This window comes from Alicyclobacillus suci (genome assembly GCF_017329615.1).
GTDB classification, from domain to species: Bacteria; Bacillota; Bacilli; order Alicyclobacillales; family Alicyclobacillaceae; genus Alicyclobacillus; species Alicyclobacillus suci.
The window spans coordinates 16877-40734 of the sequence record NZ_JAFMTW010000010.1; the positions used below are offsets into that span (position 1 = coordinate 16877).

The window sequence follows — 23858 nt, forward strand, 5'->3', positions numbered from 1 at the left end:
CCTCAATGTCGACTGAGCACGCGACCTCGAAACTTCGTTAAGATGCGCTGTAACACGTCCTCATCCACCGGGCCAAGCTGCCCTTTGTACATATCTAACGAGATGTGACAGCCGTCTCGGTCATTGATATCAGCAAACCCCATAATGACTTGTTCACCATTCTCCAATTGATACTCCAGGTAATAGGTTTCTGTTTCTGCCATATAGTTCCCCCCTAAGGTGCACTTCGCCTGTACCCGCAAACATCCCATTGCCGATGAACGCAAGAAACCGGGCAGCCAACACTGCCCGGTTCGCATGGTACGAGTATAGCAGAGGTTCAGCCCCTGCGACCACCGCGCCCGCCGCGCTTAGACTCATTGCGACGCAGCGCTGACAAACGCTCCTCACTGTCCTTTAAAAAGCGATTCATCAGTTGATCAAACGATCCGCGGTGCCCGCCGCCACCGCCGCCACCGCGATTGCCGCCTTGTCCGCGACCACTGCGTCGTTCGTATCCACCTTGGCTGTTACCGCCGCCATAGGATGGACGACTAGATGACGCCCCTGTCGCTGATTCGTTTGCTTGTCGGATAGAAAGTGCAATTTTCCCATCAGCGCCAACGCTGATAACTTTCACTGTCACCTCGTCATCCACATGCAAAAAGTCGTGAACGTCTTTTACGTAGCTGTCTGAAATCTCCGAAATGTGAACGAGACCCGTTGCACCCTCCGGCAAAGTCACAAAAGCGCCAAATCGAGTAATTCCTGTCACTTTGCCTGTTAACTTATTGCCGACCTCAATGGCCATAAAGACGCCGTTCCTCCCTATTCGCGTCGAAACGAATGAAAAAATAATAATTCCTGATGTGCACGAGATGCCGAGCCCCTAGCCGGTGCCAAGCCCCGATTGCTGAGCCGGAGCGACTGTACTCCGATTGCATCAATTACGTCAATATTAGCCGTGATGACTGCTATTTTGCAAATCAAATGGTACCTGACCCGGCATGGTGAGGCCAAAGTTCTGTGCGGAGTACTTTTCAATATACGCATCGCTGTTCAATTGTTGTTCCTGTTGACGCAAACTTTCGTTCTGTGTCTTGAGTTTGCTCAACTGTGACGCATATTGCTGATGTTGCGCCTGTAATTTGACCAATTGAGGGCGCTCTGTATGCAGATAGTGGAATACCGACCAACCACAGATGACAACCAGTGCCAAGTAGCGTAAACGGAACAACGGATGTCGCATTCGAGGACGTGCGTTTGAGCTGACGAGTGGCTTTCCGTTTTGGCGATATGCAAGCACGAGCGCAACGCTCCTTGTGGTGATTTACGAAACCGAACCTGGCTTCTTTTTCAGCACATTCGACAGCCAGTCCCAAAACACCTGCTCAAGTGCTTGAAGTTTTTTTCGCCAAGCGCGTTCTGGACTGAGAAATCCGCGTACGGGGAAACATACGATGCGCAGTACCAAACGAACCACCGCGACAACACCGTCTTCGATGTGGCAGCCGAATCGGTACAGAATTTGCAGCAGGCGAAACATCACCCGCCAGGTGACCACAATCGGTAACCCGATGAGACGATATAACAGTCGCGCCACAAATGTCACCAGCGCACGTGCAAACCGAACGATGGCAAAAGCACTGCCGACGACAACCCGGCGAAACAAAAATCGATACACCACATAACCTACACCAATCAGCAAAAACGTATACACCCGAAAGGTGCCTTGTATCGTAATGAAGGTGAGATAGTAGACAAAAAACCCGGAAGCCACCCAGAAGAACAAGTCGAGAAGCGGACGAATCCATCGCAACAGCTTCGTTGCACCTGTCACCGTCGAATAAAAGTCAAAGGCAGTGCCCATACACCAGCCGCTAATCAACATCCAAGCGACGTATGAGGCGTTCATCATGGTATTCGTCATCGCAGCAACCGCCTCGCAAATCCCTTCCGTTTTGAATCATCAGCATACTGCAAGGCGGATATGTTCCCTTCAATGCGGACTAATCCGGACTCCACGTCAAACTGCTTCATGTGCAGCGACTCGCCTTCGATATAGAGATTGCCCAGTGTGGTCACCAGTTCAAAAGCATTCACGTCAAAGCTCGAAACACGTTCCACGCCTGTGATTTCGAGCGCCGTTCGCCCGATTAAACGGACGTGATGTGCGTCTTGTGCGCTCAAACCCAGCACCCCCACGCTGTCCAAGTTGTCCCCCTTAGTCTATGAACACAAGCCCAAGATAGAACCAGTGAGGCCCAAAACCTGTACAAGGCTTAGGAACGACAAAAGCGGACTGTCCACGCGTGGAAAACGCATTTGGACAACCCGCCCTGACGAACAACAACGAAGTTAGTGGCATGTGAATCTGAGATTACGCCTCTTCTTCATCGTCCACGTATTCCTGCTCTACCACCTCACGGGCCTCTGTAGACACCACGTGATAGAGTTCAAGCGCTTCATCGCGACGGGGGTGTTCTGCGAGTTTGCGAACCTCCACCGTCACAGTTTTGTTGCCATATCGAATGGCGAGCGTATCACCGACTTGAACATCGGTAGACGCTTTGGCTGTACGGTCGTTGACCGTCACCCGGCCTGCATCACAAATCTGTTTGGCAAGCGTACGGCGTTTAATGAGACGCGAGACTTTTAAAAATTTATCGAGTCGCAATGTTAACGGGTACTTTCCTTCAACTTGTTGCCTGGCTTGAACGCCGGCACCGTGGAAGCTGGAATTTCAATGACCTCGCCCGTTTGCGGGTTACGGCCGGAGCGGGCTGCACGCGCACGCGTCTCAAACGTGCCGAATCCAATCACTTGGACTTTCTCGCCGGCGCCGAGCGCCTCCTCAATAATTTCGAATACACTGTTAACCGCCTGCTCGGCGTCTTTTTTCTTCAGGCCTGTCTTGTCGGCCACTCGATTGATGAGTTCCATCTTATTCACTTGTGGGTTACCCCTTTCATGGGAATGTCGGGAATTTAATTCGTTCTTTGCCCGCTGATTCCTGCTAGTTTTTATCGCGCAGTGCGATTTTCGCGTCGCGCCACAAATCGTCCAGGCGGTCTGCCGAAAACGCACTCCAATCTTTTCCTGACGCCTGAACGGATGACTCGACCCAATTGAACCGCTTTACGAACTTCTGCGTGGCGCGCATGAGCAAGGCCTCCGCGTCCCGTTTGCAGAACCTGCTTAAATTTACACACGCGAATAACAGATCTCCAAGCTCTTCGTCAACCGCTTCGCTACGCTCGTCGACACGCAGTTCCTCTTGCAGTTCAGTCATTTCCTCATTTATCTTCTCTAATACATCTTTTACTTGCTTCCAGTCGAATCCAACCTTTGCGGCAGCCTTCTGCACATCGGTTGCAACCATGAGCGCGGGACCGCTCAGTGACACGTTTGCGAGAATTCCCGTCGCGCTTCGGTCACCTCGTTCCTGCCGTTTGACCTCATTCCACAACTGGTTGGCGACCATGACGTCTTCTGCCTCCCGCGAACCAAACACGTGCGGGTGCCGACGAATCAACTTTGCGGATAGTCTCGCAAACACGTCGCGAATCGTAAACTCTCCGAACTCGCGACCAATTTGCGCGTGTAGCAGCACCTGTAATAACAAATCCCCCAATTCGTCCGCAAGCTGTTCCTCATCTTCTTCGTCGATAGCTTGTGCGACCTCGTACGCTTCCTCAATGACGTATTTGCGAAGACTTGCGTGCGTCTGCTCTCTGTCCCACGGACAGCCATCGGGTGCACGCAGGCGCGCCACGATGTCGACGGCCTCCCACAAATCTCGCAAGCGCTGCGCTTGCTCATCCATCGGTGGGACGTAAACCGTCGTCAGATGATCCACCCAGGAAATTCGGTCCAATTCATACAACGGTATCCGCTCAATGCGCTCCTCATTCGTGACACCCGCCGCACGAATCACCGTGATTTCGTAGTCATCCGGGTAGACCTCCATCAACGTCAGTTTCACCTCGGCGGCGATGGCCTGCTGATAAACTTGCGCAATCAAAAGGTGCACGGCTGGATTGAGTGCCCTATCTACGAGCGTCGTCCCATCCAGTAACAGCAAGCCATCGATGGGGTCAATTTGCAATCTCGCGGCAGCGATATCGAGAAAACTTTGCCCAGGCCCTATCTTGACGTCTACCCCAAGCGCTTGCATCTGCAACAAGTTTTGAACACTCTGTTCAGCGACCAGTGGATGCCCTGGCACAGCGTAAATAAAGTCTTGACCCTGTGCCGCTTTCGCCAACAGTCGCTGCGCCATCTCGAAATAGACCTGTTGAAACTCGTCCACCGTCTCGTATAAATCGTCAAACGATTCGAAGACGAGTCCTTGTTCCTCCAATTGCGTCACAACCGGATGGATGCGCGTGCGCAGCACCACAGGCAAACCACTTGTCAACAGTTGATATGTCCCCATCGGAAGACCACTTAAATCACCAGGGCCCAAGCCCACAACATGGATTACGGCCACATCTTCCACCCTTTCAATGCTTCGCAAAGAACCGCCGGCACACCCGCGCCAGAAACGGTCCGATATGTGGTACAGACATCAGTTCTTCCTCGGAAAGTGACCCACTCACCAAGATAGCAAATATGTAGACAATAACCCCCACGCTGAGAATCAGTATCACTGCGCCGACCGCAGGCAACCTTCCAAGCGCCTCGCCGCCAAATTTATCCCACTGGCGAGCAAGCGCAAAAACCGCCCCGCTCATCACTGTCGTCGCCAACATGGGGCGATACAACCACCGGCCCCAATCCAGCGCACCAAACAACCGCCGAACTGCGAGGAGGTTGAGAACGGCCGCAACAAAGTAGCTCAATACGGTCGCCAGCGCGGCGCCAGCAATCCCAAAGCGCGGCACGAAGATAAAGTTTGCCACCAGTTTGACCACACACGAAATCAGCATATACACGATGGGCCGATAAATCCAGCCTGCCCCCTGCAACACCGCCGCCGTCGTCGTTTGCAGACTCGCAAATAGAATAGATAGGGCAAGCACTTGAATCGCGCCGGTGCCCTGTGCGTCCGTAAATAGTGCGACATTGATTGGTTTGGCCACCACCAACAACCCCAACGTGGCTGGCAACGCAAACAACACCGTCAGTCGCAACGCCATATCAACGCGATTGACGAGCAGGTCGCGATAACCTCTCGTAAACGCATCCGATATGGCAGGCATCACCGCGACACCAATCCCCGCAGCAAGCGTTGTCGGCAGCGTCACGAGCTTAAACGCACGACCGCTCAGCAGGCCAAATTGCGTAGTAGCCAAATTTTGACCCTCGCCGACGCGCTTGAGCAAGTTGACGACTGTGATGACGTCTACGTTGTGCAAGAGCGGGACGACCAACGCGCCAATGCTAATGGGAAATGCATAATAGATCAACTTTTTTGTTACCGCTCCGCGCTGCATCACCCCGCGCTGTGTATCCGCAGGAATTTGCTCATGGCGGCGGCGCCAATAAAAGAAAATGGTCAAACACCCAGCCAGTGCGCCAGTCACCGCGCCAAATGCCGCACCTGCGGCAGACACGCGCTCCGACGCACCAACGTTCACAAAGTAAATCGACAACCCAATGATAGTGGCTACGCGGACGAACTGCTCCAGCACCTGTGAAAAGGCCGTGGGTTCCATCCATTGATACCCTTGAAAATAGCCACGGACTGCTGAGAGTAAAGGGACCACTAACAACGCAGGGGAAATCGCGCGAATCGCGGTTACACTTTGTGGGTCGCCTGCCAACACGGCCCACGCCGGCGCAAACAGGTACAAGATGAGGAAAGCGAAGACCCCGCCCAGCGACAGCAACCAAGCAGATACCCGGAGGACGTATCTCGCGGCACCGATGTTGTCGTGCGCAAGTTCCTCTGCCACCAGTTTTGAAATTGCGACAGGGAAACCTGCTGTGGCCACAGCGAGCAATGTGGCATAAATCGGGTAAGCCATCTGAAACAGACCCATGCCGTGATCACCAATGATATTTTGAAGGACGATAGTATATACAGAACCGAGAAATTTAGAGAACATCGCGGCGCCAGCCAAGAGCATGGCACCACGGACAAAACTGCGTGACCCATTCAAGACAATCCCCCCTCAAAGCTGCCCTGTCCCATATCTATGGGACAGGCGCCGGAGTTAGTCCTGAATAGGCAAAAGGCCTATTGCAGTCACCCTGCAACAGGCCTTGTCCAACTGAAGATGTACACGATGCAAATCCATTAGACCTATTGCTCCGGAACCTATTGTTCCATCTGTCTGGCGAGGAACCCGGCCGCTGTCTCAGCCAACTTCGTCTCCGTTTCACCCATTTTGACGTTGTCTTCACGCGAAATCATGACGACGGCGCCAATCGGGTCGCCTGCAGCGATAATAGGAGCAATGACGCGCGCCGAAAAATGCTCGGTGCGGTCTTTCACCACGGAAAAGTCACCAGGTGTCGTGTTCACGATGGTCTTCCTATCTTCCATCGCCTGTTCAACGTCTTCGCTCACTGGCTTATCCAGGAAATCCTTCTTCGAGGAACCTGCAGCTGCAATGAAGACGTCACGGTCAGCGATGAGTGCGATGTGCCCCGTGGAGTCGGACAACGAATCGGCGTATTCCTTTGCGAAGTCCCCGAGTTCGCCGATCGGGGAGTACTTCTTCAGGATGACTTCTCCGTCGCGATCGACAAAAATCTCCAAGGGATCGCCTTCGCGGATCCGCAGCGTGCGTCGAATTTCCTTCGGAATCACCACGCGACCGAGGTCATCAATTCTCCGTACGATGCCTGTTGCTTTCAAGAAATGATCCCTCACCCTCATGAAGTTTGGTGCAACGGATGTCTGACGTGACTGTATTATGTGACACCAATTTGTCCTCTATGCACCAGTCGTGCAAAGGCATGGGGGGAGAGGGATTGTACCATCAACGTTCTCGACTTGTCATTTGACCTTTGCCACCGTTTCCACGGTACCCTCTGCACCGCGTAAGCTCTCCACATAGTCACCAAGGAAGTCCCGCAGTTTCTTCAACAGCTCCTGGTCGGACATGCCCTTGGTCCGGAATGAGACGAACAAGAGCCCATTCGGGCGGCGCGTTGGCTGCCCCTGATGCTTCATCGTCATCGACAGCAACTTGCCATAGTCAATCGGCGTGCCGGTGTCACCAGGGAAGCGGATGGCTGTTTCGGCACCATGCGCGGAAATCTGGTCTGCACCAGCTTGGACCGCAAGGCTTTTTAGGCGGGTGACATCCAGCAAATTGCGAACCTCCGCCGGCAAATCACCAAAGCGATCTTCCAGTTCCTCCTCCAAGTCATTGGCCTCACTCAGAGTCTGAACGTGTTTAAAGCGTTTGTACATCTGAATTTTTTGCGCGGCATCACGAATATAAGTATCTGGCAAATACGCTTCGACGGGCAAATCAATCGTCGGTTCTGGCGCTTGTTTGACCTGTTCTCCACGTAATTCGCGAACGGCCTGCGCCAGCATTTCACTGTACATGTCAAAGCCGACTGAATTAATAAATCCGTGCTGTTCGGCACCGAGTAAGTTGCCGGCCCCGCGAATGGACAAATCGCGCATGGCGATTTTAAATCCGCTGCCAAGTTCCGTAAATTCCTTGATGGCGGACAACCGTTTTTCCGCGACTTCGTTGAGTACCTTGTCGCGTTGGTACGTGAAATACGCATACGCAATGCGATTCGAGCGACCAACCCGTCCACGCAGCTGGTACAACTGGGACAGTCCAAAACGGTCCGCGTCGTAGACAATCAGCGTATTGACGTTTGAAATATCAAGCCCCGTCTCGATGATAGTCGTCGTCACCAGAACGTCCGTCTCGCCCTCCAAGAAGTCGAGCATCACGCGTTCGAGCTCGTCTTCCGCCATCTGCCCATGCGCCACTGCGATGCGCGCGTCAGGGACCAATCGACCAATGCGCTCGGCCATGCCGTGAATCGACTGCACCTGATTGTACACGAAGTACACCTGCCCGCCACGGCTCAATTCACGTTCCAGCGCTTCGCGAATGAGGCCCTCGTTGTATTCCACCACATAGGTTTGCACCGGGAAGCGGTTCTCTGGTGGCGTCTCAATGACTGACAAATCGCGAACGCCCATCATCGACATGTGCAGCGTCCGCGGAATCGGCGTCGCCGTTAGCGTCAGGCAGTCGACGTTCGCGCGCAGTTGCTTGAGGCGCTCTTTGTGGGTTACGCCAAAGCGTTGCTCCTCATCCACAATTAGGAGCCCCAAGTCTTTGAACTGAATCGACTTTTGCAACAATCGATGCGTCCCAATGACAATATCGACACTGCCATCCTTGAGCCCTTTAATGCAGGCCTGCGACTCCTTGCGCGTGCGAAAACGACTTAACATATCGATGGTCACTGGGAACCCAGCGAAGCGTTCCTTAAAGGTCTCGTAGTGCTGTTGCGCAAGAATCGTAGTCGGGACTAGCACCGCCACCTGTTTGCCGTCCATGACCGCTTTAAAAGCAGCGCGCACAGCCACCTCGGTTTTCCCATAACCGACGTCGCCGCAAAGTAGGCGATCCATCGGGCGGGATCGTTCCATATCCCGTTTAATATCGGCAATCGCCCGCAATTGATCCGGCGTCTCCTCATAGGGAAACATGTTCTCAAAGTCGACTTGCCACGGCGTATCCGGCGAAAATGCGTGACCGGGCGTCGCCTCGCGCGCCGCGTACAACTTGACGAGGTCTTCGGCGATATCCTTGACAGTCTTACTGACGCGGGACTTGACTTTCTGCCACTCGCTCCCGCCGAGATGATAGAGTTTCGGCTCTTTTTCGCCGGACCCGATGTAACGCTGAATTTGGTCAATCTGCTCGACGGGCACATACAAACTGTCGTTGCCGGCGTAACTCAGATACAGGTAATCTTTGTGGCGACCGTCGACTTCCAAGGTCTTGATACCTAAGTACTTGCCAATCCCGTGATTGACATGGACCACGTAGTCGCCCACATTCAACTCTTGATAACTCTTGATGCGTTCCGCATCCGTCAACTCGACACGTGAGCGCCGATGCTTGCGCTTCGCCGTAAATACCTCGGTCTCGACGACGACGACCAATCGATGCAGCGGCAGTTCAAAACCACTCGACAAATTCGCCGTTAGAATCTGCGGAGCCGTTGCCTCAGTAAATTCCTCGACGCGCGTGGCATCGATTCGATAGTCCTCAAGCACGCGTTCCAGATGATCTGCGCGCTCTTTCGTAGCTGCGGCGAACACAATGTGCAGTCCGCTCTTCTGCCAGCGAGCGACCTCCGATTTGAGGACGTTCATCTGCCCATGGAAGTTCTGCATACTTTTCGCCGTGACGTTGAGCACCTGGCTAAAACGTTGGCCGGACCCTGCCCGGGTAAACGTCGAAAACTGAACTTTCCCACGAGGCACGTCAGCCAGCAACGCCTCGTAGTCCATGGGTTCCACCGTCCCAGACAATAGGTCACCGCGCATCAACGCGTCCGACATCCACTCGGAAAACTCCTTTTCGAGGGACTTCGCCCGCTCGCCGAGCCTCGAAGGCTCATCCAGACAAATAAAATAATCGCCTGGCATGTAGTCAAACAGCGTATTTAATTCGTTTCCAAACAGCGCGCTATATCGAGCCAGTCCTGAAAACGCCTGACCGCTCTCCAATTTACGGATGTCTGCGCCGACCACCGTCTGCAACCGATCACGCACCTCTAAGTCCGTGACCGTTCGCAGGCGTGCCTCTAGGTGCTTTTCCAGTTTGCTGGCTGCCAACTTCGCCGCGGCGGGTGGCACCAGTAAGTCAGAGGCCGGTCCGACCGAAATCTCATCCAATTTTTCCAGGGAGCGTTGAGAGGCCGGATCGAACGTGCGGATGCTGTCCACGTCGGTATCGAACCACTCAATTCGGTAAGGGTGCTGGGCAGACATCGGAAAGATATCCAATATGCCCCCGCGCAAGCTAAACTGGCCGCGCGTCTCCACGAGTTCTACGCGTTCGTAGCCACTCCTGACAATTCGCTCGATCACGTTGTCCATCACAACTGTGTCGCCAACTTTGAGTTTGAGCGATTGCTGCAAAAACTGGGCTTTCGACGTCAATGGCTGGGCAGCCGCCGGAAGCGTTGTCACGACGATGGTCGGCGTCCCTTTGGTGAGATGCTCAAGGATATCAATTCGCTCCGACACGACGTCTGTAGACGACGCGACCACGTCAACCAGCGCGTTCTCCCGCTCTGGGAACAACAGCACCTGCACATCGGGCAAATATTCCTTTAAATCCTCCCAAATCGTTTGGGCTTGACTGGATGTATGTGTGACAACCAACATCGATTCATGCGCGAGCTTCTGGTTACGCAACTGATAGAGCGCTGCCATGAACAGTTGGCGACCGGCACCTGTGACGCCAGTGATTAGCGCATCATGCCTATCCGGTCCAATCTGTAGCGCTAAAGCTTGCAACGCTTCATCCGCGGCTGCGAGGTGAACGAGACCCTTCACGATACCCCTCCAATTCTCAGGTGCAAACGCACAAAGGACCTTAGCAAAATAGCCAAGGCCTACACGCACGTTGGTGCATGTTTCGGTACATGTCCCGCTGCTGGATAACGCCTAGGGCGCGGGTGAGTTGTCCGAACCAGCGCGCACATACGCACTGGTTCGGCGCGTTGTCGACACGCCACATGACTACTGTATGATGTGACCCTCGACAAGCAACTCTGGATTCATATTCACGGCCTGCTCACAATGCTCGCAGACCGTGTGAATTTTGACAGTCTCACCAGTCGATTCGATGACTTCTCGCTGATGGTCGCGACTGAGGTGATGAAGGGCCAGGTGCTCGACACCCTCTGCATAGGACCAGGCTTTGTGTTCGACCGTTCCAACAGGTTGCTTACAGTACCGACACACATATTCAAACCGCATAGGTTCCCCCACCTCGAATTGTCTTTCTGATTCTAGTATGGGGGTAGAACACGGTCGGCATACCTGAAAGAACGTTTAGAACGAGACTTGGTTAAACTCGTTCATGGCGCGTTCAAAACCATGTTCAATGCTGTACAGCGCCGCCTCAGACGCGGCGTCTGCCGCCTTCTCCACGCGCTCTTTATCCGCTTGCGAGAAGACGCCGAGCACGTGCCCAATCACGTCCGTCCCGGGCGCAGGTCGACCAATGCCGATGCGCATCCTGCAAAACGCTTCCGTATGCAGATGTGCCACAATCGACTTGATGCCATTGTGGCCGCCTGAACTGCCACGCATCCGCAGTTTCAACTGACCGGGCGCAAAGTCCATGTCGTCATAAATGACGACAATGTCCGTTTCGGGCTGCAATCGGTAATAATTAACGACCTCGCTCACGGCCTGGCCACTTAGGTTCATAAACGTCTGCGGCTTCATCAACAATACCGTTTCAGCGCCGATGCGCGTTTCGCCGATAAGCGCCTGGAACTTAGCCTTCGTAACCGCTACAGAGAGCTTGGCCGCCAATCGGTCAATGGCCCAGAAACCGACATTATGCCGCGTTTGTTCATATTTCGGGCCGGGATTCCCGAGGCCAACGATGACTTTCACACTCGTGTCCCCTTACATGCCATCTCACAGCTCAGTCAAATAGCTGACTGATGGAACGCTGCGTGTGGACCCGAATAATCGCCTCTGCAATCAATTCTGCCACAGATAGCACGCGAATTTTGTCGATTCGTTTGTGTTCCGGCAAAGCAATTGTATTCGTGACGACAACTTCCTTGATTTCCGAGTTCTGAAGGCGTTGCACACCATCCCCCGACAACACGGGGTGAATACAACAGGCATATACGCCCTTCGCCCCACGATTGAGCAATTCCCTCGCCCCTGCGGTAATCGTGCCTGCCGTATCAATCATGTCGTCAATGAGAATCGCCGTCTTCCCGGAAATGTCGCCAATGATATTCATCACCTGTGCAACGTTGACTGCCGGACGCCGCTTGTCGATGATAGCAAGCGGTGCACCGAGTCGTTCTGCAAACTGGCGCGCACGGGTGACCCCGCCCATATCCGGTGACACGACCACCGGGTCTTCCAGTTGCTTGTCCAGAAAGTAATCCGCTAAAATTGGCATCCCGATAAGGTGGTCGAGCGGAATATCAAAAAATCCCTGGATTTGCCCCGCGTGCAGATCCATACATATGACGCGGGTCGCACCCGCCTTCTCCAACAAGTTGGCGACGAGTTTCGCCGTAATCGGATCTCTCGCCCGCGCTTTGCGATCTTGCCGCGCATAACCATAGTACGGAATGACGACGTTAATTGCGCGTGCGGATGCCCGCTTCAAGGCATCCACCATGATGAGCAACTCCATCAAATGCTCATTGACCGGCGCGCTCGTCGGCTGAATGATAAACACGTTGCTGCCGCGCACGCTCTCGCCAATGTTAATTTGCACTTCCCCGTCCTTGAACCGGTTTACCTGACACTCGGCCAACGCCACGCCGATATAGTCTGCAATTTCCTGCGCCAACGCGGGATTGGAATTGCCCGTCACTATTTTGAGATCGCCATCAATGGCCACGACTGTCCCCGCCTTCCGGTGATGTAGCTGATTTCTTTCTGGCCTTCCACGCCCGAACGTAATTTGGTTTGGTCACCTGCGGCACCCGGCCGATGACAAATGCATCGTCCCCGGCGTCTTCCGTCACCGATGTTCCCGCCACGATATAAGCTCCTTCGCCAATCGTCACCGGTGCGATGAGATTGACGTTGGAGCCGACAAAACTATTGTCACCAACAACCGTCTTGTGCTTCTTTTCCCCGTCGTAATTGACGGTAATCACACCGCATCCCACGTTGACGTTGGCACCAATTTCGGCGTCGCCCACATAGGTGAGGTGGCTGACTTTCGTATCGTTTCCAATTCGACTGTTCTTGATCTCGACGAAATCTCCAACTTTGACGCGCTCACCGACATCACTGCCCGGCCGCAGGTACGCAAACGGGCCCACTTGTGTCCCCGCACCAATTCGGCTGTCGACCGCAACCGAATATTGTACCACCGCGTGCTCGCCCACGACGACGTCGGTCAGCCGGGTGTTTGGCCCAATTTCCGAAAATGCCCCGATGACTGTCTGTCCTTTCAAGATGGTGCCTGGTAGCAACGTAACATCCTGTGCAAGTTGCACCGTGGCATCAATATACGTGCTGTCCGGGTCGACCATTGTCACACCGGCACGGAGCCATCCTTCAATAATGCGGCGGCGGCAGAGCCGCTCCACATTGGCCAATTGCAAGCGGTCGTTGACGCTCGCGATTTCGTCGACATCGCGAACGGCGACTGGTATCGCCGGCTGCCCATCTTTGCGCAAAATCGCCAGCGTATCCGTCAAATAGTACTCACGCTGCGCGTTGTCCGGGCGCAACTGCGCCACCGAGCGCCGCAGTGCGTCAGCAGCATACGCGTAAATACCGGTATTAATCACGTGATGCTGCCGCTCATCCGGTGTCGCATCCTTTTCTTCCACAATTTTCGAAACAAATCCGGCCTCGTCCAGGAACACGCGACCAAGTCCCGTCGGGTCCGCCACGTCTGCCGTAAGTACGCTGACAGCCGCCTGTGCTTCCTCGCGGACCGTGAACAGCTGCTCCAAGGTCTCACTTTGAATCAGCGGTGCATCGCCGTAAAGCACGACGACCGACTCCGCATCCTCGCGCACATGCGGCAACGCCGCCTGTACCGCGTGGCCCGTGCCGAGCTGTTCCTCCTGGATTGCGATGTCCGCGCGGCCCGCAACCGCTTCCATGACCTTCTCCCGATGTTGTCCAACCACGACAATTACCTGATCTAGACCGGTTTTTTCAAGTGTATCTAAAATATGCAGAATCATCGGTTTCCCACAAACTTCATGCAAGACCTTGTGCTTCTGCGACTTCATCCGACTTCCATGTCCAGCCGCAAGCACAATGGCACTTCTCGTCATGCTATCTCCTCCGTGACGTGACAGGTCATCCAAGCGATTCTCCCCAGCTCGCACACCACCCGCAGAACATCTTCGACAGGCCGCGCGAAGCAAGGTCTTTCGCCGCAGATTCCCTCAGCCATCCGGTATCATTCGACAATCGTCGCCCCTCAGTGTACCCGATGGACAAAGACGATTTCAATTTTACACGTCTCGACGAAATGGGTCACGTAATCTCACGTGATAGACTTGAATTGGACACAATTCTGGTGTAATCGCCCAGTCCTCGTTCGCACAAAAAACCCTGACGATTCGCCAGGGTTCACTGGTTATTCGATTAAGCCGTGGGCTCTTCAACAATCGATTCCTCGTCTTCTTCCCCCGGTAGATCCCCGACGCGATAATAAGCTTGGAGAACCGCTTCCTGTATTTTTTGTCGCGTCGTCGAAGAGATGGGGTGAGCAATATCGCGGAACTCACCATCGGGTGTCTTTTTACTAGGCATCGCGACAAACATACCGTTGTTTCCGTCGATGATGCGGATGTCGTGAACGACAAACTCGCTGTCAATCGTAATGGACGCAATCGCCTTCATTCGACCGTCCGTACTTACCCTGCGCAGCCGTACATCCGTAATTTGCACCCTTCATTCACCACCCTATCATACCCATTGGGCGATTCTCCCTCTTGACACAATTCAACATTCCCAGATAATCTCCTGCACACAAGTCACAATTTTTTAAACTGTCCCTAACCGTGTCGAATCAAGGGGATAAATGGCGGATAATGAAAGGAGCGTCACTGCGCAAACGTCGGCCACGTCCGAAAAACAAGCCGTCGACCCAGCGGCCGACGGCGCGAAAAAGCTAGTTATCCTTTATAGACAACGAGTTCAATTTCAACTTGGGCGCCACGTGGGAGCGCCGCAACCTGCACAGTAGATCTCGCCGGTTTATGTTCACCAAAGAACGTCTCACACGCGCGGTTGACGACCGCAAAATCCGCCAAGTCCGTCATAAAGATAGTCGCCTTGACGACCTGGTTGCGCGCAGCCGATGCCGCAGCCAACACTGCGTCGAGGTTGGCGAATACCTGATTCACCTGTGCCTCAATACCACCGTCGACCATTTCCCCAGCAGGTGTCAAAGGAATTTGCCCAGACGTATACAGAAACGGTCCGACCTCGACCGCCTGCGAATATGGCCCAATGGCCGCTGGCGCTTTGTCCGTTTGAATCATGTTCATCGTCATCATCTCTCCCTTTGTTCGTTCAGTGCAGCAGGCTCCACATGCACCCGCTGTTCACTGACTTCATGGACACGCAACAACGCGAAATACTCGCTGACCATTTTCGCAGCTGGTTGCGACGTCGCCATGAAGACAGCGGTCCCGACCACCGTCGCAGAAAACTCTTTGAGCAAGTCCTCCACCGCCCGCGCCGTAGCACCTGCACGCATAAAATCGTCGACGATGAGCGCTCGGGCGTCCGCAGGAATCGTCCGCTTACCTAGGGACATCGTCTGAATGCGCCTGGTTGACCCCGACACATAATGGGTACTAATCGTCGGCCCTTCAGTCACCCGTTGCTCGCGCCGGACAATGGCAATCGGCACGTTTAAATGACGCGCCGTCGAGGTCGCAAGCGTAATGCCTTTCGTCTCGACCGTAACCACGACGTTAATCCCGCGATTGGCAAACTGCATACTAACCAACCGCCCCACCGTGTCGAGCACATCTGGATCTCCCAGCACATCCGACAAATAGACAAAATCCCCCGGCAGCACGCGGTCCGGTTGGGACAGTTTCTTTGCCAGCCCCTCGAGGAACGCCTGCGACTCGGCCGACGGCATGCCGGAGTGAAAACGAACGCCCCCTTGCGCACCGACGCTCGTCTCCACTGTACCACGTTCAGCCTCCGTCAAGGTCTTTCGGATGACAGCAACGTCCTCGCTCAAGGACGATTTTGCAATCCCCCAAGCCTCCGATAATTGCGCAAGTGACAGCGCCTGCCTCGGTCGCTCCACAAGCAATTGAGTTAATCGGATTAAACGCTCGGAACGTTGCACACCCTTGCCCTCCATCTTCGTACATCTCTCATGCTAGCCACATTTTCTGTGCGATACAAGCTCAATTCGTCTTCCGCCACCATCACTCTGGCCTTGACTGCAAATTCGCCAGCGATGAAACCGTGCCGACAAACTGCGAAAAATAGACGTCGCGCATAATCCCCCGCAGGGCATTGTACATCCGATTCGCCTGTTGAATCGTCGGCGCCAACAAGAAGAGGGTCGGCCCGCTTCCAGACATATGAACCGGGTGGCGCGTAACCATCTCAACCTTCTCCGACAGTTGCTGGACTTCCGGATACATGGCGAACGTCACCGACTGCAGCCGATTGTCGACGAGCCCCGGAATCACATCGACTTGCTCCTCAAGCAGCGCCTGCACCATGCGCGTACTGAGTGGCTGGTTCGTGAAGTCAGCGGGATTAAGCCCTTGATAAATATCCGCAGTCGACACAAAGACGCGCGGATGTATCAAAAGCACATACATGTGACAACGGTGGTCTATGCGGGTCAATTGCTCGCCCCTGCCACGCGCAATCGCCGTGCCCCCGTACACACAGAATGGGACGTCCGACCCTATCTTCGCGCCCATTTCCGCTAATTCATCCAGTGTCAGCCCCGTGTTGAATAACCGGTTCATCCCGCGCAGCGTCGCAGCTGCATCACTCGATCCGCCCGCCAAACCAGCCGCCACTGGGATGTTTTTCTCCAAATTAATGTGCACGCCCGACACAATTCCGGTCTCTTGCAAAAACACCTGTGCAGCTTGAACAGCCAGGTTCCGGTCGTCAGTCGGCACGTACGTCGCGTTACTTTCTAGTACAATGGTTGGCGCCGACTGGCGCTCAAGCCACACCAAATCGGACAAATCGATGCTCTGCATCACCATGTCCACTTCATGATAACCGTCAGGACGCCGCGCAAGCACATCCAGCGTCAGATTCACTTTTGCGTATGCCCGTTCTAACAGCAAAATTCCCACCTCGACATGGACTAAGCATGCCGAGGTGGGAAGACAAAGTCAAGTCATTAGACGGAAAATTTGGCGGCCGTACGGCTACAACATCGCGTACGAGGCCCGCTTGGGCGCCAAAGCGATGTCGGTCACGCGCCTGCCGCCGCGTTCCAGCAACAAACGTTCAAGCGGCTCCGCCGACTCGTAAAACAGACACGCGATGTCTCCTTGCGAAAGCGTCTCTAACGCGTACACCAAGGCGTCCGTCTCCGAAAGAATCGTCCGGACCGATTTTTGCGGTACCACTTGGCGCAACGTCTGTACCATGATATGGGCCACTTCGCCGTCTCGACGCCCTCGCTTGTCTGCATCTTCTTTGACAATAAACGCGTCGAACATCGGAGCAAGTGCCTGCGCTGACTCGATAATCACCGAATCTGCCCGGTCCCCAGGCACCCCCACGATGCCGTACAACTGCCGATGTGGCAGTTGATTCACCCACTCGCCAATGCCCCGAAATCCGGCCGCATTGTGCGCATAGTCCAAAATCACGTGGAAACCACCAGGCATCTGATAAATCATACAGCGCCCACGATTCGCTTCAGGTTGAAACCGCTGCAACGTCAACGTCACGGAGCGGCGCGACAGCCCTATTGCGCGCAGCGCTGCCGCCGCCAATAACGCATTCTCGACGTGAAAACCAATCGTCCCCCGCATTGTGATGGGGATATCGGCAACGGCTATCAGTCGGCGCTTCATCGCGCCATTCGCCTCCACAATATAGCCGCCCTCGACATAAAGTGCCGTCCCGCCTGTGGCTAAATGACGCCCAACCACCGGGTTGTCCGAACGGGAGGATATGAGAACCAGGTTCGATTGTAGACGCGACATCAAGGCGACTAGGTGTTCGTTGTCAGCATTAAGCACAACGGTTCCCTCGGGATGCACACACTCTGCAACCAATGACTTCACATGCACTAAATCCTCAATCGTGTCGATGTTATCCTGACCAATGTGATCTAACGAAATATTTGTCATCACCGCGACGTCGGCCTTGTCGTACGCCAGACCGCCGCGCATAATTCCCCCACGCGCCGTCTCTAACACAGCGACCTCGACGTCCGGGTTAGACAAAATGAGTTGCGCACTGCGCGGCCCAGTCGTGTCCCCACGTTGAATCAACTCATCGTTGAGATAAACGCCGCCGGTGGTCGTGTACCCGACGGCTTTCCCCTCCTGCTGCATCCCGTACGCGATGAGTCGCGTCGTCGTCGTTTTTCCATTTGTACCGGTCACCGAAATAATCGGGATTCTGCCATTGTGTCCATGCGGGTACAACGATTCAACGATGTAATCCGCCACGTCAATCGACATCCCGTGGGACGGATGTTGATGCATCCGAATCCCTGGCGCTGCATTCACCTCGATGACCGCACAATTGTCTGGAGTCGCTGGCTCGTTCAATTCCTTTACGACCATATCGACGCCACAGACGTCGAGTCCAATCAAACGCGCACTGCGCTCCGCTAACCGCTTATAGCTGGGGTGAATTTGCCGCGTGATATCAGTTGCCTCTCCACCCGTGGACAGATTGGCACTTTCTCGCAACAAGACGCGCTGGCCAGCCTCTGGAACGGTCGTGAGCGCAATCCCTGCCTTCTCCAAGGTCGCCTCAACGACGTCGTCCACGTGCAATTTGGTCAACGGTAGCTCATGTCCGTCACCGCGGCGCGGATCTTCGTTCGCCAAGTCAATCAACTCCGCGACGGTGTGTACCCCATCGCCCACAACATGTGCGGGATGACGCTGCGACACGGCTACACAGGACCCTGCGACCACGAGCAGCCGAACATTTTCACCAGGGACATACGATTCGACAAGTACCTCATCGGCATACATCCGCGCGATCTCGTACGCTTCAGCTGCCTCCGCTTCCGCAGAGATGTTGAGGCTCACCCCTTGCCCCTGTCGCCCATCGAATGGCTTGACGACGACAGATTTCCCCAGCTCTCGAAACAACTGCAAAGCGTCCTCTAATGATTCCGCCACCCCCCCGTAGGGCACCGGAATTCCGCCTTCCCGGAGAATTTCCTTGGTCAGCTGTTTGTTCGATGCAATGTCCACAGCTACGCAAGAAGTCTGGTCGGTAATGGTCGCCGATATGCGCTTTTTATGTACGCCATACCCGAGTTCCAGAAGACTTCCATCGCCAATTCGGCGTACGGGAATCTGCCGCCTCCTGCACGCATCGACAATTGCTTGCGTACTGGGTCCCAATTGCGTTTCGGCCACAATTCGCTTGGCCTGCGAAACTGCTGCCTGCACCCGCTCGTCCAAACCGTCGCGTCGCCCTTGAGTCAAACGGACGACGATTTCTAACGCCTCATGAAGCAGATACTTTTGTGCGGCAAACGACTTACACTCCATCACGATGTCATAGATACCTGGGCCATCGGCATATACAGTCTTGCCATAGTGGACATCTAAGTCAGCTAACGTCGCCAACTCAATCGTCACATGCTCGACAATGTGCCCAAAGTACGTTCCGCCGTGGAGTCGTTCGACAAAGCCGCCAGGCTCCCCTTTAGCACAATGATGCTCACAAAGCCCCGGCAACAGTTCCAGAAGCGATTCGGTGAAACCGGGGAAATCAAAACTTTCTTTTTCCGTATAGGATTCCAAATGAACACGTGCAACCAAAATTGGTTTGTACAAGTAAACGTTCGGGCCGGCAATATGGCGAACCGATACGATGTTCATGAGGACAGCTCCTTGTTGTGTTTACGGACCCAATCTTGAAAGTCCGGAATCGGTTTTCGCTCTCTCAACTCAAAACCGCACCCCTCGGGTAGCGTGTGCAATTTCACGTCACAAAGGGCAAGCGATTCATCCCTGCTGACGCTATCGAGATTGGAGTAAGTCACACTCCCTGCATCGACAATGCTGACAGCGCCTTCGCCAATGACCTCAAGAACATGGTTTTGAACAATGACCGCGGTGTTCTCATCAATACCAAGACCCAGATGATGTGGATACTGGGCCACTGCCGACAAAAGTCGTCCAAGTCGACCGCGTTGAGCGAAATGTTGGTCTATCACGACGCCGTCGAGAAACTCCATACCTGGTGCCATATCGACAATACTAACCCGCGGATTCGTCTCTGCCTCACCTTCGACAATCATGGTGCTCGACATCATCGAAGCGCCGGCGCTCGTACCACCCAATGTCACGCCGCGATGAGCCGCTTCATGCAAGGCTGCATCGACGCGCGTTCCGCCGAGCAATTTGGTGATGCGCAACTGATCTCCGCCAGTGAAGTAAATGCAGGACGCGTTTTCAATCATCTTGACCGCACTATCCAAATTAGCCGCATCTCGTTTGGAGACGTCAAACGTGCGAACATCGCCGACGCCGATGCGCTCAAACACTTCGATATATTCCGCGCCAACTTCAACCGGCAACTCTGTAGCCACAGTAATGACGAGCACACGGGCATTTTTTCCGCCACCTAGCTCCACAAAGCGCCGTAGGATTCTGCATTCGCCCTTCTTGTCTTCAGCCCCGCCCACAATGACTAAGGGGCCAATTTGGCCTGCCAAGTGGTTCCCTCCCTGACTCCACGCATTCACGTCTAGAGTAAAAAATACACGGCTATGATTTCCCAGAACGCGTCTGTCTATGCGGTCGGCTTCATATTTTTGGTTCGATTGAACCTCGGTTGAACCTCATTCAGGAGCCTCATACGAACTTCCTATATCCACTACAGGCAGGCTGAGGATATCCTCAGCCTGTGCCGTCATCCTGTTGTGTGGTTGGATTTCGCCATAGCTTGTTCAGCAATTTCCAAGGCACGTTTCACCATGTTCCCTGCATCGCGCGCTCGAATGCCACCCCAGCCCTCTTGTGCGACTGTGTCATAGAATCCAAGGTCTTTTGCAAGTTCCACTTTGAACGCCTCTGACATTGTCCTGCGTCTCGCCATGCCGTTCGCCCCCTATCACAGTGATGACGACAAAACGTAGCATGCGCGAAGAAATTTTCAAATACGCTGTCAAACCTTGTCTAATTGGAATAATTATGTAGAAAAAACGGACAACGGAGGAAGTAAAGGAGGAAATCGAAGGAAATTTAATCATAAAGAAAGAGGCGTTTCCGCCTCTTCGTCTATCCCATATCCAAGTTCCCGCTTTGTTACTGTTCGACTGCAAACTTCGACGTGTTGCCGTCTTCCGTACAAAGCATGAGCTCTACTGTTTCCGTCAAGACATCCGCATAGCTGTACGAAACACGTTCGAACGACCCATCGGGTGGATCTAACTTCACAACAAATACCGATGGATAAGTCTCTTCCAAGACTCCGAAGCGTTCAACTGTCTTTCTTCTGCCCCCGTTGGCGCGGAGTAGCACGCGTTCGCCGATGAGTCCGTCTAGACTCTTTTTAATTTCGTGGAGCGCATTTTTTGCCAACACACACCACCTCTTTCCGTGCATCAGTATAGCACGAAAAAAGCAGTCCTGTCAACACAAGGAGAATAATTATATCAGCGCATGAATTTTATTGTCAATGGGTATTTTATAACCTTTTTCATTCCTTTGAGGCGCCTTAGTAGGTTGACTTCGGCACCCCCAAACGGTATTTCCCGCGGGACTCCAATCCACCAATCCCGTCTGTCCCCGTGTACGTCGACTTGACCGCCTCGTACAAATCCACCGTCTCGTGAATCGGGGTAAAAGCGATTTTTTCAGCAATAAACACCGGATCGAGCGCGTGAATCATAATGCGCTGCGGAGAACTCGCAAAGTTAGCGCCTGCATCTAAAATCGCCTCAAAATGCGATTGACAGGCGCCCGCGATAATGACGAGGTCATCCATATTTCGCGCGTGCTTACGCGCATTTGCCACCGTCCGCACGAAGTTGTGTGAGTTGCGGTAGTTCTGAATGTCCGCCCAGTCCTTGCCCTTCCGAATGACCCCATCATGTCCCGTAATAATTAAAATGTCTGGCTCATACTGTTGCAGAAGAGAATTGACCAAGCTGGGCATTTGCGCTTCCGGTACATGTTGTCCGATCGCCCGGATACCGAGTTCACGATACATTGTCATGCATTTTTTCAGGTACGTTCCATCACCATCTAGGTGAAGAACCCGACCGGGCCGCTCAAAAAAATCCGGGTTGGCTTGGAAGCGACTTTCCCGACGCAGCGCACGCTTTTCATGTTCCATTGCGCGACGCGACTGAATTAGCCGAAGACACTCGCCTTCGACCTGTGTGCGAGCGGCTTCGAATTGGCGCAGTTCATCGTCACTGACCTGTTCCAGGTCTTCATACGGGGCGTCGGCCATCAAACGGACATCAAGGCCTTTCAAAATGGCCGTCTCGGACGCGTCATCCAATTCGACGATGACGAAACAGACGTCCTTCCCGTATGATTTTCGCGTGACCATGTCGCCTATTCTCCACATGAAACCACCCCTCCTCCGAGGCTCATCTGCCCTTACCATATGTCACGTACCCGCCTTTGTGACAAACGTGGAGTGATTTGCGGTGAACAAGCCAGTCTACGCGATTATCGGTGTGAAAGACGAAGCGCTCAGCATTGAGAATGTCCTACGACAGCTCTGGCGCAGCAAAGTGGCAGGGGCGATGGTCATCTGCAACGGCTGCACAGACGAAAGTTACGAGCGCACACAGGCGATAGCCCGCACTTCGCCATATCCTATCTGCGCGACCTCCATCCCCTCTCCACTCGGCCACGATGTGGCCCGCGCAGTCGGCACCTACGCGTTGTTGCGGCGACTGCCCGTGGGCGCAGAGGCCCTGTGTCTGTACATTGATGGCGATTGGTCAGGGGCGTTTGGCCCAGCCTTACACGACTTCATCACCTTCGGAATCGAGCGCGACGCCGACGTCTTATCGTTATCCAGAACGTGCCTTGTCGACGACGCGATGCGCACTGCAGCGACATCCTGGCAACAGGCGCTCACGCTGCAACAAGTGGTGCCTGTCGACGCACTCCCGTTCATGGTGCCAATGCTTGTGCACACGCGCCTGTTTCACCAGTTGTCGCCCCTCCTGCTCGCTCATCCAGGCGTCTTTATCGCACGTTGTGCAATGTTGCAAAGCATTTCCTGGCACACGTTCGACGTTTGGGACCAGCGATTGACCGGCCACCGCAGTCGCAATCGTCAGCACGCACAAGCGATGCGGGCGCGCATCGCGTTGGATGGGCACACAGCGCACGCCATTTTGAGCGGGCGGCGGTGCAAAAACACCCCATCCCCAAGTGGCATTCCCCCCCGCAACTTCGCCGCCCTGCTCAGTTGCGCGGCACAAGCCACATGGCCTCTGCCGCGCACGAAAAGAGTGCGCGCCCCGAAAACCTACCGTGGTTAGTGCTTCGTATATCGATCCGCCACCGTCGAAGCCCCGTACGAGTCCGGCTTGATACGCACTTCGTAGCCACTTGCTTCAATCCAGGCGACAATCTCGCGAATCCACTGTTTGGTCTCGCCTCGTTCGCCCATATCCAGATGGACTTCGACGTGCCATTCATCGTAACGCGCAGGAAAATAAGGGGTGGAAAACGTTTCTGGCTGGCTGAAGTTCTGCAATTGCTCCATCAACTGGCCGCTTGTTTGGAGGGACAGCGCAGCTTCGGTAAACATTCGCTGACGAAGAGAGGTGAGGTGTTCGTGAATGGATTTGTGGACGAAGTAACGCGCGCCCTTTCCTGCTCGATGAAGGATGATGGCCGTCACAAACGTCGCCACAGAACCATTTCCATGCAATTGCGAGTCAGTGCCGACGACCAACTTGTAGTCCGCGTCGGCATGCATACTTCGTTCTCTCAGGATGTCGTATGCAACATCCTCCAGGCTGAGCATGCCACGCGTCGGGCTTAAGAACAACACGTCCAAT

26 protein-coding genes are annotated in these 23858 nt (G+C 54.2%); 1 reads left to right on the forward strand and 25 read right to left on the reverse strand.

Annotated elements, in window-relative coordinates; translation table 11 throughout:
* Positions 1–2: 2 nt before the first annotated feature.
* The 24 genes from J3482_RS07290 to yabG all read right to left on the reverse strand — a co-directional run bounded on the left by J3482_RS07290 (position 3) and on the right by yabG (position 22402).
* Positions 3–203: a hypothetical protein gene (locus J3482_RS07290; protein WP_146823509.1), complete on the reverse strand. Its 201-nt coding sequence runs from the start codon at positions 201–203 to the stop codon at positions 3–5.
* Between the two features lie 116 nt (positions 204–319).
* On the reverse strand, positions 320–790 hold the full coding sequence (locus tag J3482_RS07295) for a S1 domain-containing RNA-binding protein (protein ID WP_146823511.1): 471 nt from the start codon (positions 788–790) through the stop codon (positions 320–322).
* Between the two features lie 147 nt (positions 791–937).
* Positions 938–1285: an FtsB family cell division protein gene (locus J3482_RS07300; RefSeq protein WP_223204174.1), complete on the reverse strand. Its 348-nt coding sequence runs from the start codon at positions 1283–1285 to the stop codon at positions 938–940.
* Between the two features lie 24 nt (positions 1286–1309).
* The gene (gene yabQ / locus J3482_RS07305) at positions 1310–1909 is read right to left on the reverse strand and encodes a spore cortex biosynthesis protein YabQ (protein WP_146823513.1); all 600 of its coding nucleotides are present in this window, start codon (positions 1907–1909) and stop codon (positions 1310–1312) included.
* On the reverse strand, positions 1906–2169 hold the full coding sequence (yabP, locus tag J3482_RS07310) for a sporulation protein YabP (RefSeq protein ID WP_051189293.1): 264 nt from the start codon (positions 2167–2169) through the stop codon (positions 1906–1908). The genes yabQ and yabP overlap by 4 nt, the downstream gene beginning before the upstream one ends.
* A gap of 190 nt (positions 2170–2359) precedes the next feature.
* Complete coding sequence (locus tag J3482_RS07315; RefSeq protein WP_021294638.1) at positions 2360–2656, reverse strand: RNA-binding S4 domain-containing protein; 297 nt, start codon at positions 2654–2656, stop codon at positions 2360–2362.
* A 2-nt stretch (positions 2657–2658) separates the two neighbouring features.
* Positions 2659–3066 (reverse strand): HU family DNA-binding protein, encoded by a 408-nt coding sequence (locus tag J3482_RS07320; RefSeq protein ID WP_223204175.1) that lies wholly within the window; start codon positions 3064–3066, stop codon positions 2659–2661.
* Positions 2996–4471, reverse strand: coding sequence for a bifunctional methyltransferase/pyrophosphohydrolase YabN (gene yabN / locus J3482_RS07325; protein ID WP_146823515.1), 1476 nt, complete (start codon positions 4469–4471; stop codon positions 2996–2998). Before yabN ends, J3482_RS07320 begins: the two co-directional genes overlap by 71 nt.
* Positions 4472–4484: 13 nt before the next feature.
* Positions 4485–6086 (reverse strand): putative polysaccharide biosynthesis protein, encoded by a 1602-nt coding sequence (locus J3482_RS07330; protein WP_146823516.1) that lies wholly within the window; start codon positions 6084–6086, stop codon positions 4485–4487.
* Between the two features lie 158 nt (positions 6087–6244).
* Positions 6245–6787: a stage V sporulation protein T gene (spoVT, locus tag J3482_RS07335; protein WP_146823518.1), complete on the reverse strand. Its 543-nt coding sequence runs from the start codon at positions 6785–6787 to the stop codon at positions 6245–6247.
* A gap of 141 nt (positions 6788–6928) precedes the next feature.
* Positions 6929–10486 (reverse strand): transcription-repair coupling factor, encoded by a 3558-nt coding sequence (mfd, locus tag J3482_RS07340; protein WP_146823520.1) that lies wholly within the window; start codon positions 10484–10486, stop codon positions 6929–6931.
* 186 nt (positions 10487–10672) lie between these two features.
* Positions 10673–10912: an anti-sigma-F factor Fin gene (locus J3482_RS07345; protein ID WP_146823522.1), complete on the reverse strand. Its 240-nt coding sequence runs from the start codon at positions 10910–10912 to the stop codon at positions 10673–10675.
* A 75-nt stretch (positions 10913–10987) separates the two neighbouring features.
* Positions 10988–11560 carry an aminoacyl-tRNA hydrolase gene (gene pth / locus J3482_RS07350; RefSeq protein WP_146823524.1) on the reverse strand — a complete coding sequence of 191 codons (573 nt, stop codon included), beginning with the start codon at positions 11558–11560 and terminating at the stop codon, positions 10988–10990.
* A gap of 31 nt (positions 11561–11591) precedes the next feature.
* A complete protein-coding gene (locus J3482_RS07355) occupies positions 11592–12536 on the reverse strand; it encodes a ribose-phosphate diphosphokinase (RefSeq protein ID WP_021294646.1) in 945 nt (314 codons plus the stop codon).
* Positions 12526–13938 (reverse strand): bifunctional UDP-N-acetylglucosamine diphosphorylase/glucosamine-1-phosphate N-acetyltransferase GlmU, encoded by a 1413-nt coding sequence (glmU, locus tag J3482_RS07360; protein ID WP_206922226.1) that lies wholly within the window; start codon positions 13936–13938, stop codon positions 12526–12528. Before glmU ends, J3482_RS07355 begins: the two co-directional genes overlap by 11 nt.
* A 316-nt stretch (positions 13939–14254) precedes the next feature.
* Entirely contained in the window at positions 14255–14560 is a 306-nt protein-coding gene (gene spoVG, locus J3482_RS07365) for a septation regulator SpoVG (protein WP_021294648.1), read from the reverse strand.
* Between the two features lie 227 nt (positions 14561–14787).
* On the reverse strand, positions 14788–15162 hold the full coding sequence (locus J3482_RS07370; protein ID WP_188332282.1) for a Rid family detoxifying hydrolase: 375 nt from the start codon (positions 15160–15162) through the stop codon (positions 14788–14790).
* A 5-nt stretch (positions 15163–15167) separates the two neighbouring features.
* The gene (gene purR, locus J3482_RS07375; RefSeq protein WP_146823527.1) at positions 15168–15983 is read right to left on the reverse strand and encodes a pur operon repressor; all 816 of its coding nucleotides are present in this window, start codon (positions 15981–15983) and stop codon (positions 15168–15170) included.
* 82 nt (positions 15984–16065) lie between these two features.
* Positions 16066–16965, reverse strand: a complete 900-nt coding sequence (ispE, locus tag J3482_RS07380) for a 4-(cytidine 5'-diphospho)-2-C-methyl-D-erythritol kinase (protein ID WP_321198843.1) — start codon at positions 16963–16965, stop codon at positions 16066–16068.
* A gap of 75 nt (positions 16966–17040) precedes the next feature.
* Entirely contained in the window at positions 17041–19698 is a 2658-nt protein-coding gene (gene cphA / locus J3482_RS07385; RefSeq protein ID WP_206922227.1) for a cyanophycin synthetase, read from the reverse strand.
* Positions 19695–20537 (reverse strand): cyanophycinase, encoded by an 843-nt coding sequence (locus J3482_RS07390; protein ID WP_021294653.1) that lies wholly within the window; start codon positions 20535–20537, stop codon positions 19695–19697. The genes cphA and J3482_RS07390 overlap by 4 nt, the downstream gene beginning before the upstream one ends.
* Before the next feature lie 197 nt (positions 20538–20734).
* A complete protein-coding gene (locus tag J3482_RS07395) occupies positions 20735–20920 on the reverse strand; it encodes a small, acid-soluble spore protein, alpha/beta type (protein ID WP_021294654.1) in 186 nt (61 codons plus the stop codon).
* 209 nt (positions 20921–21129) lie between these two features.
* Positions 21130–21405 carry a biofilm formation stimulator Veg gene (gene veg, locus J3482_RS07400; protein WP_031217611.1) on the reverse strand — a complete coding sequence of 92 codons (276 nt, stop codon included), beginning with the start codon at positions 21403–21405 and terminating at the stop codon, positions 21130–21132.
* A 136-nt stretch (positions 21406–21541) separates the two neighbouring features.
* On the reverse strand, positions 21542–22402 hold the full coding sequence (gene yabG, locus J3482_RS07405; protein ID WP_146823532.1) for a sporulation peptidase YabG: 861 nt from the start codon (positions 22400–22402) through the stop codon (positions 21542–21544).
* 82 nt (positions 22403–22484) lie between these two features.
* Here yabG and J3482_RS07410 point away from each other — a divergent pair, with 82 nt between their 5' ends.
* Positions 22485–23333, forward strand: a complete 849-nt coding sequence (locus tag J3482_RS07410; RefSeq protein ID WP_206922228.1) for a hypothetical protein — start codon at positions 22485–22487, stop codon at positions 23331–23333.
* Here the strand turns inward: J3482_RS07410 and J3482_RS07415 are convergent.
* Positions 23330–23851 carry a ribonuclease H-like YkuK family protein gene (locus J3482_RS07415; protein ID WP_223204176.1) on the reverse strand — a complete coding sequence of 174 codons (522 nt, stop codon included), beginning with the start codon at positions 23849–23851 and terminating at the stop codon, positions 23330–23332. The two genes, J3482_RS07410 and J3482_RS07415, sit on opposite strands and share 4 nt — an antisense overlap.
* Positions 23852–23858 lie beyond the last annotated feature (7 nt).

What these genes read in the sequence shown, in the direction of transcription:
- J3482_RS07395 (WP_021294654.1), bottom strand. Translation starts at nt 20,920, where the DNA reads ATGGCGAGACGCAGGACAATGTCAGAGGCGTTCAAAGTGGAACTTGCA.
- J3482_RS07370 (WP_188332282.1), bottom strand. Translation starts at nt 15,162, where the DNA reads ATGAACATGATTCAAACGGACAAAGCGCCAGCGGCCATTGGGCCATAT.
- yabQ (WP_146823513.1), bottom strand. Translation starts at nt 1,909, where the DNA reads ATGACGAATACCATGATGAACGCCTCATACGTCGCTTGGATGTTGATT.
- glmU (WP_206922226.1), bottom strand. Translation starts at nt 13,938, where the DNA reads ATGACGAGAAGTGCCATTGTGCTTGCGGCTGGACATGGAAGTCGGATG.
- J3482_RS07290 (WP_146823509.1), bottom strand. Translation starts at nt 203, where the DNA reads ATGGCAGAAACAGAAACCTATTACCTGGAGTATCAATTGGAGAATGGT.
- yabG (WP_146823532.1), bottom strand. Translation starts at nt 22,402, where the DNA reads ATGTGGAGAATAGGCGACATGGTCACGCGAAAATCATACGGGAAGGAC.
- J3482_RS07295 (WP_146823511.1), bottom strand. Translation starts at nt 790, where the DNA reads ATGGCCATTGAGGTCGGCAATAAGTTAACAGGCAAAGTGACAGGAATT.
- cphA (WP_206922227.1), bottom strand. Translation starts at nt 19,698, where the DNA reads ATGAACATCGTATCGGTTCGCCATATTGCCGGCCCGAACGTTTACTTG.
- J3482_RS07345 (WP_146823522.1), bottom strand. Translation starts at nt 10,912, where the DNA reads ATGCGGTTTGAATATGTGTGTCGGTACTGTAAGCAACCTGTTGGAACG.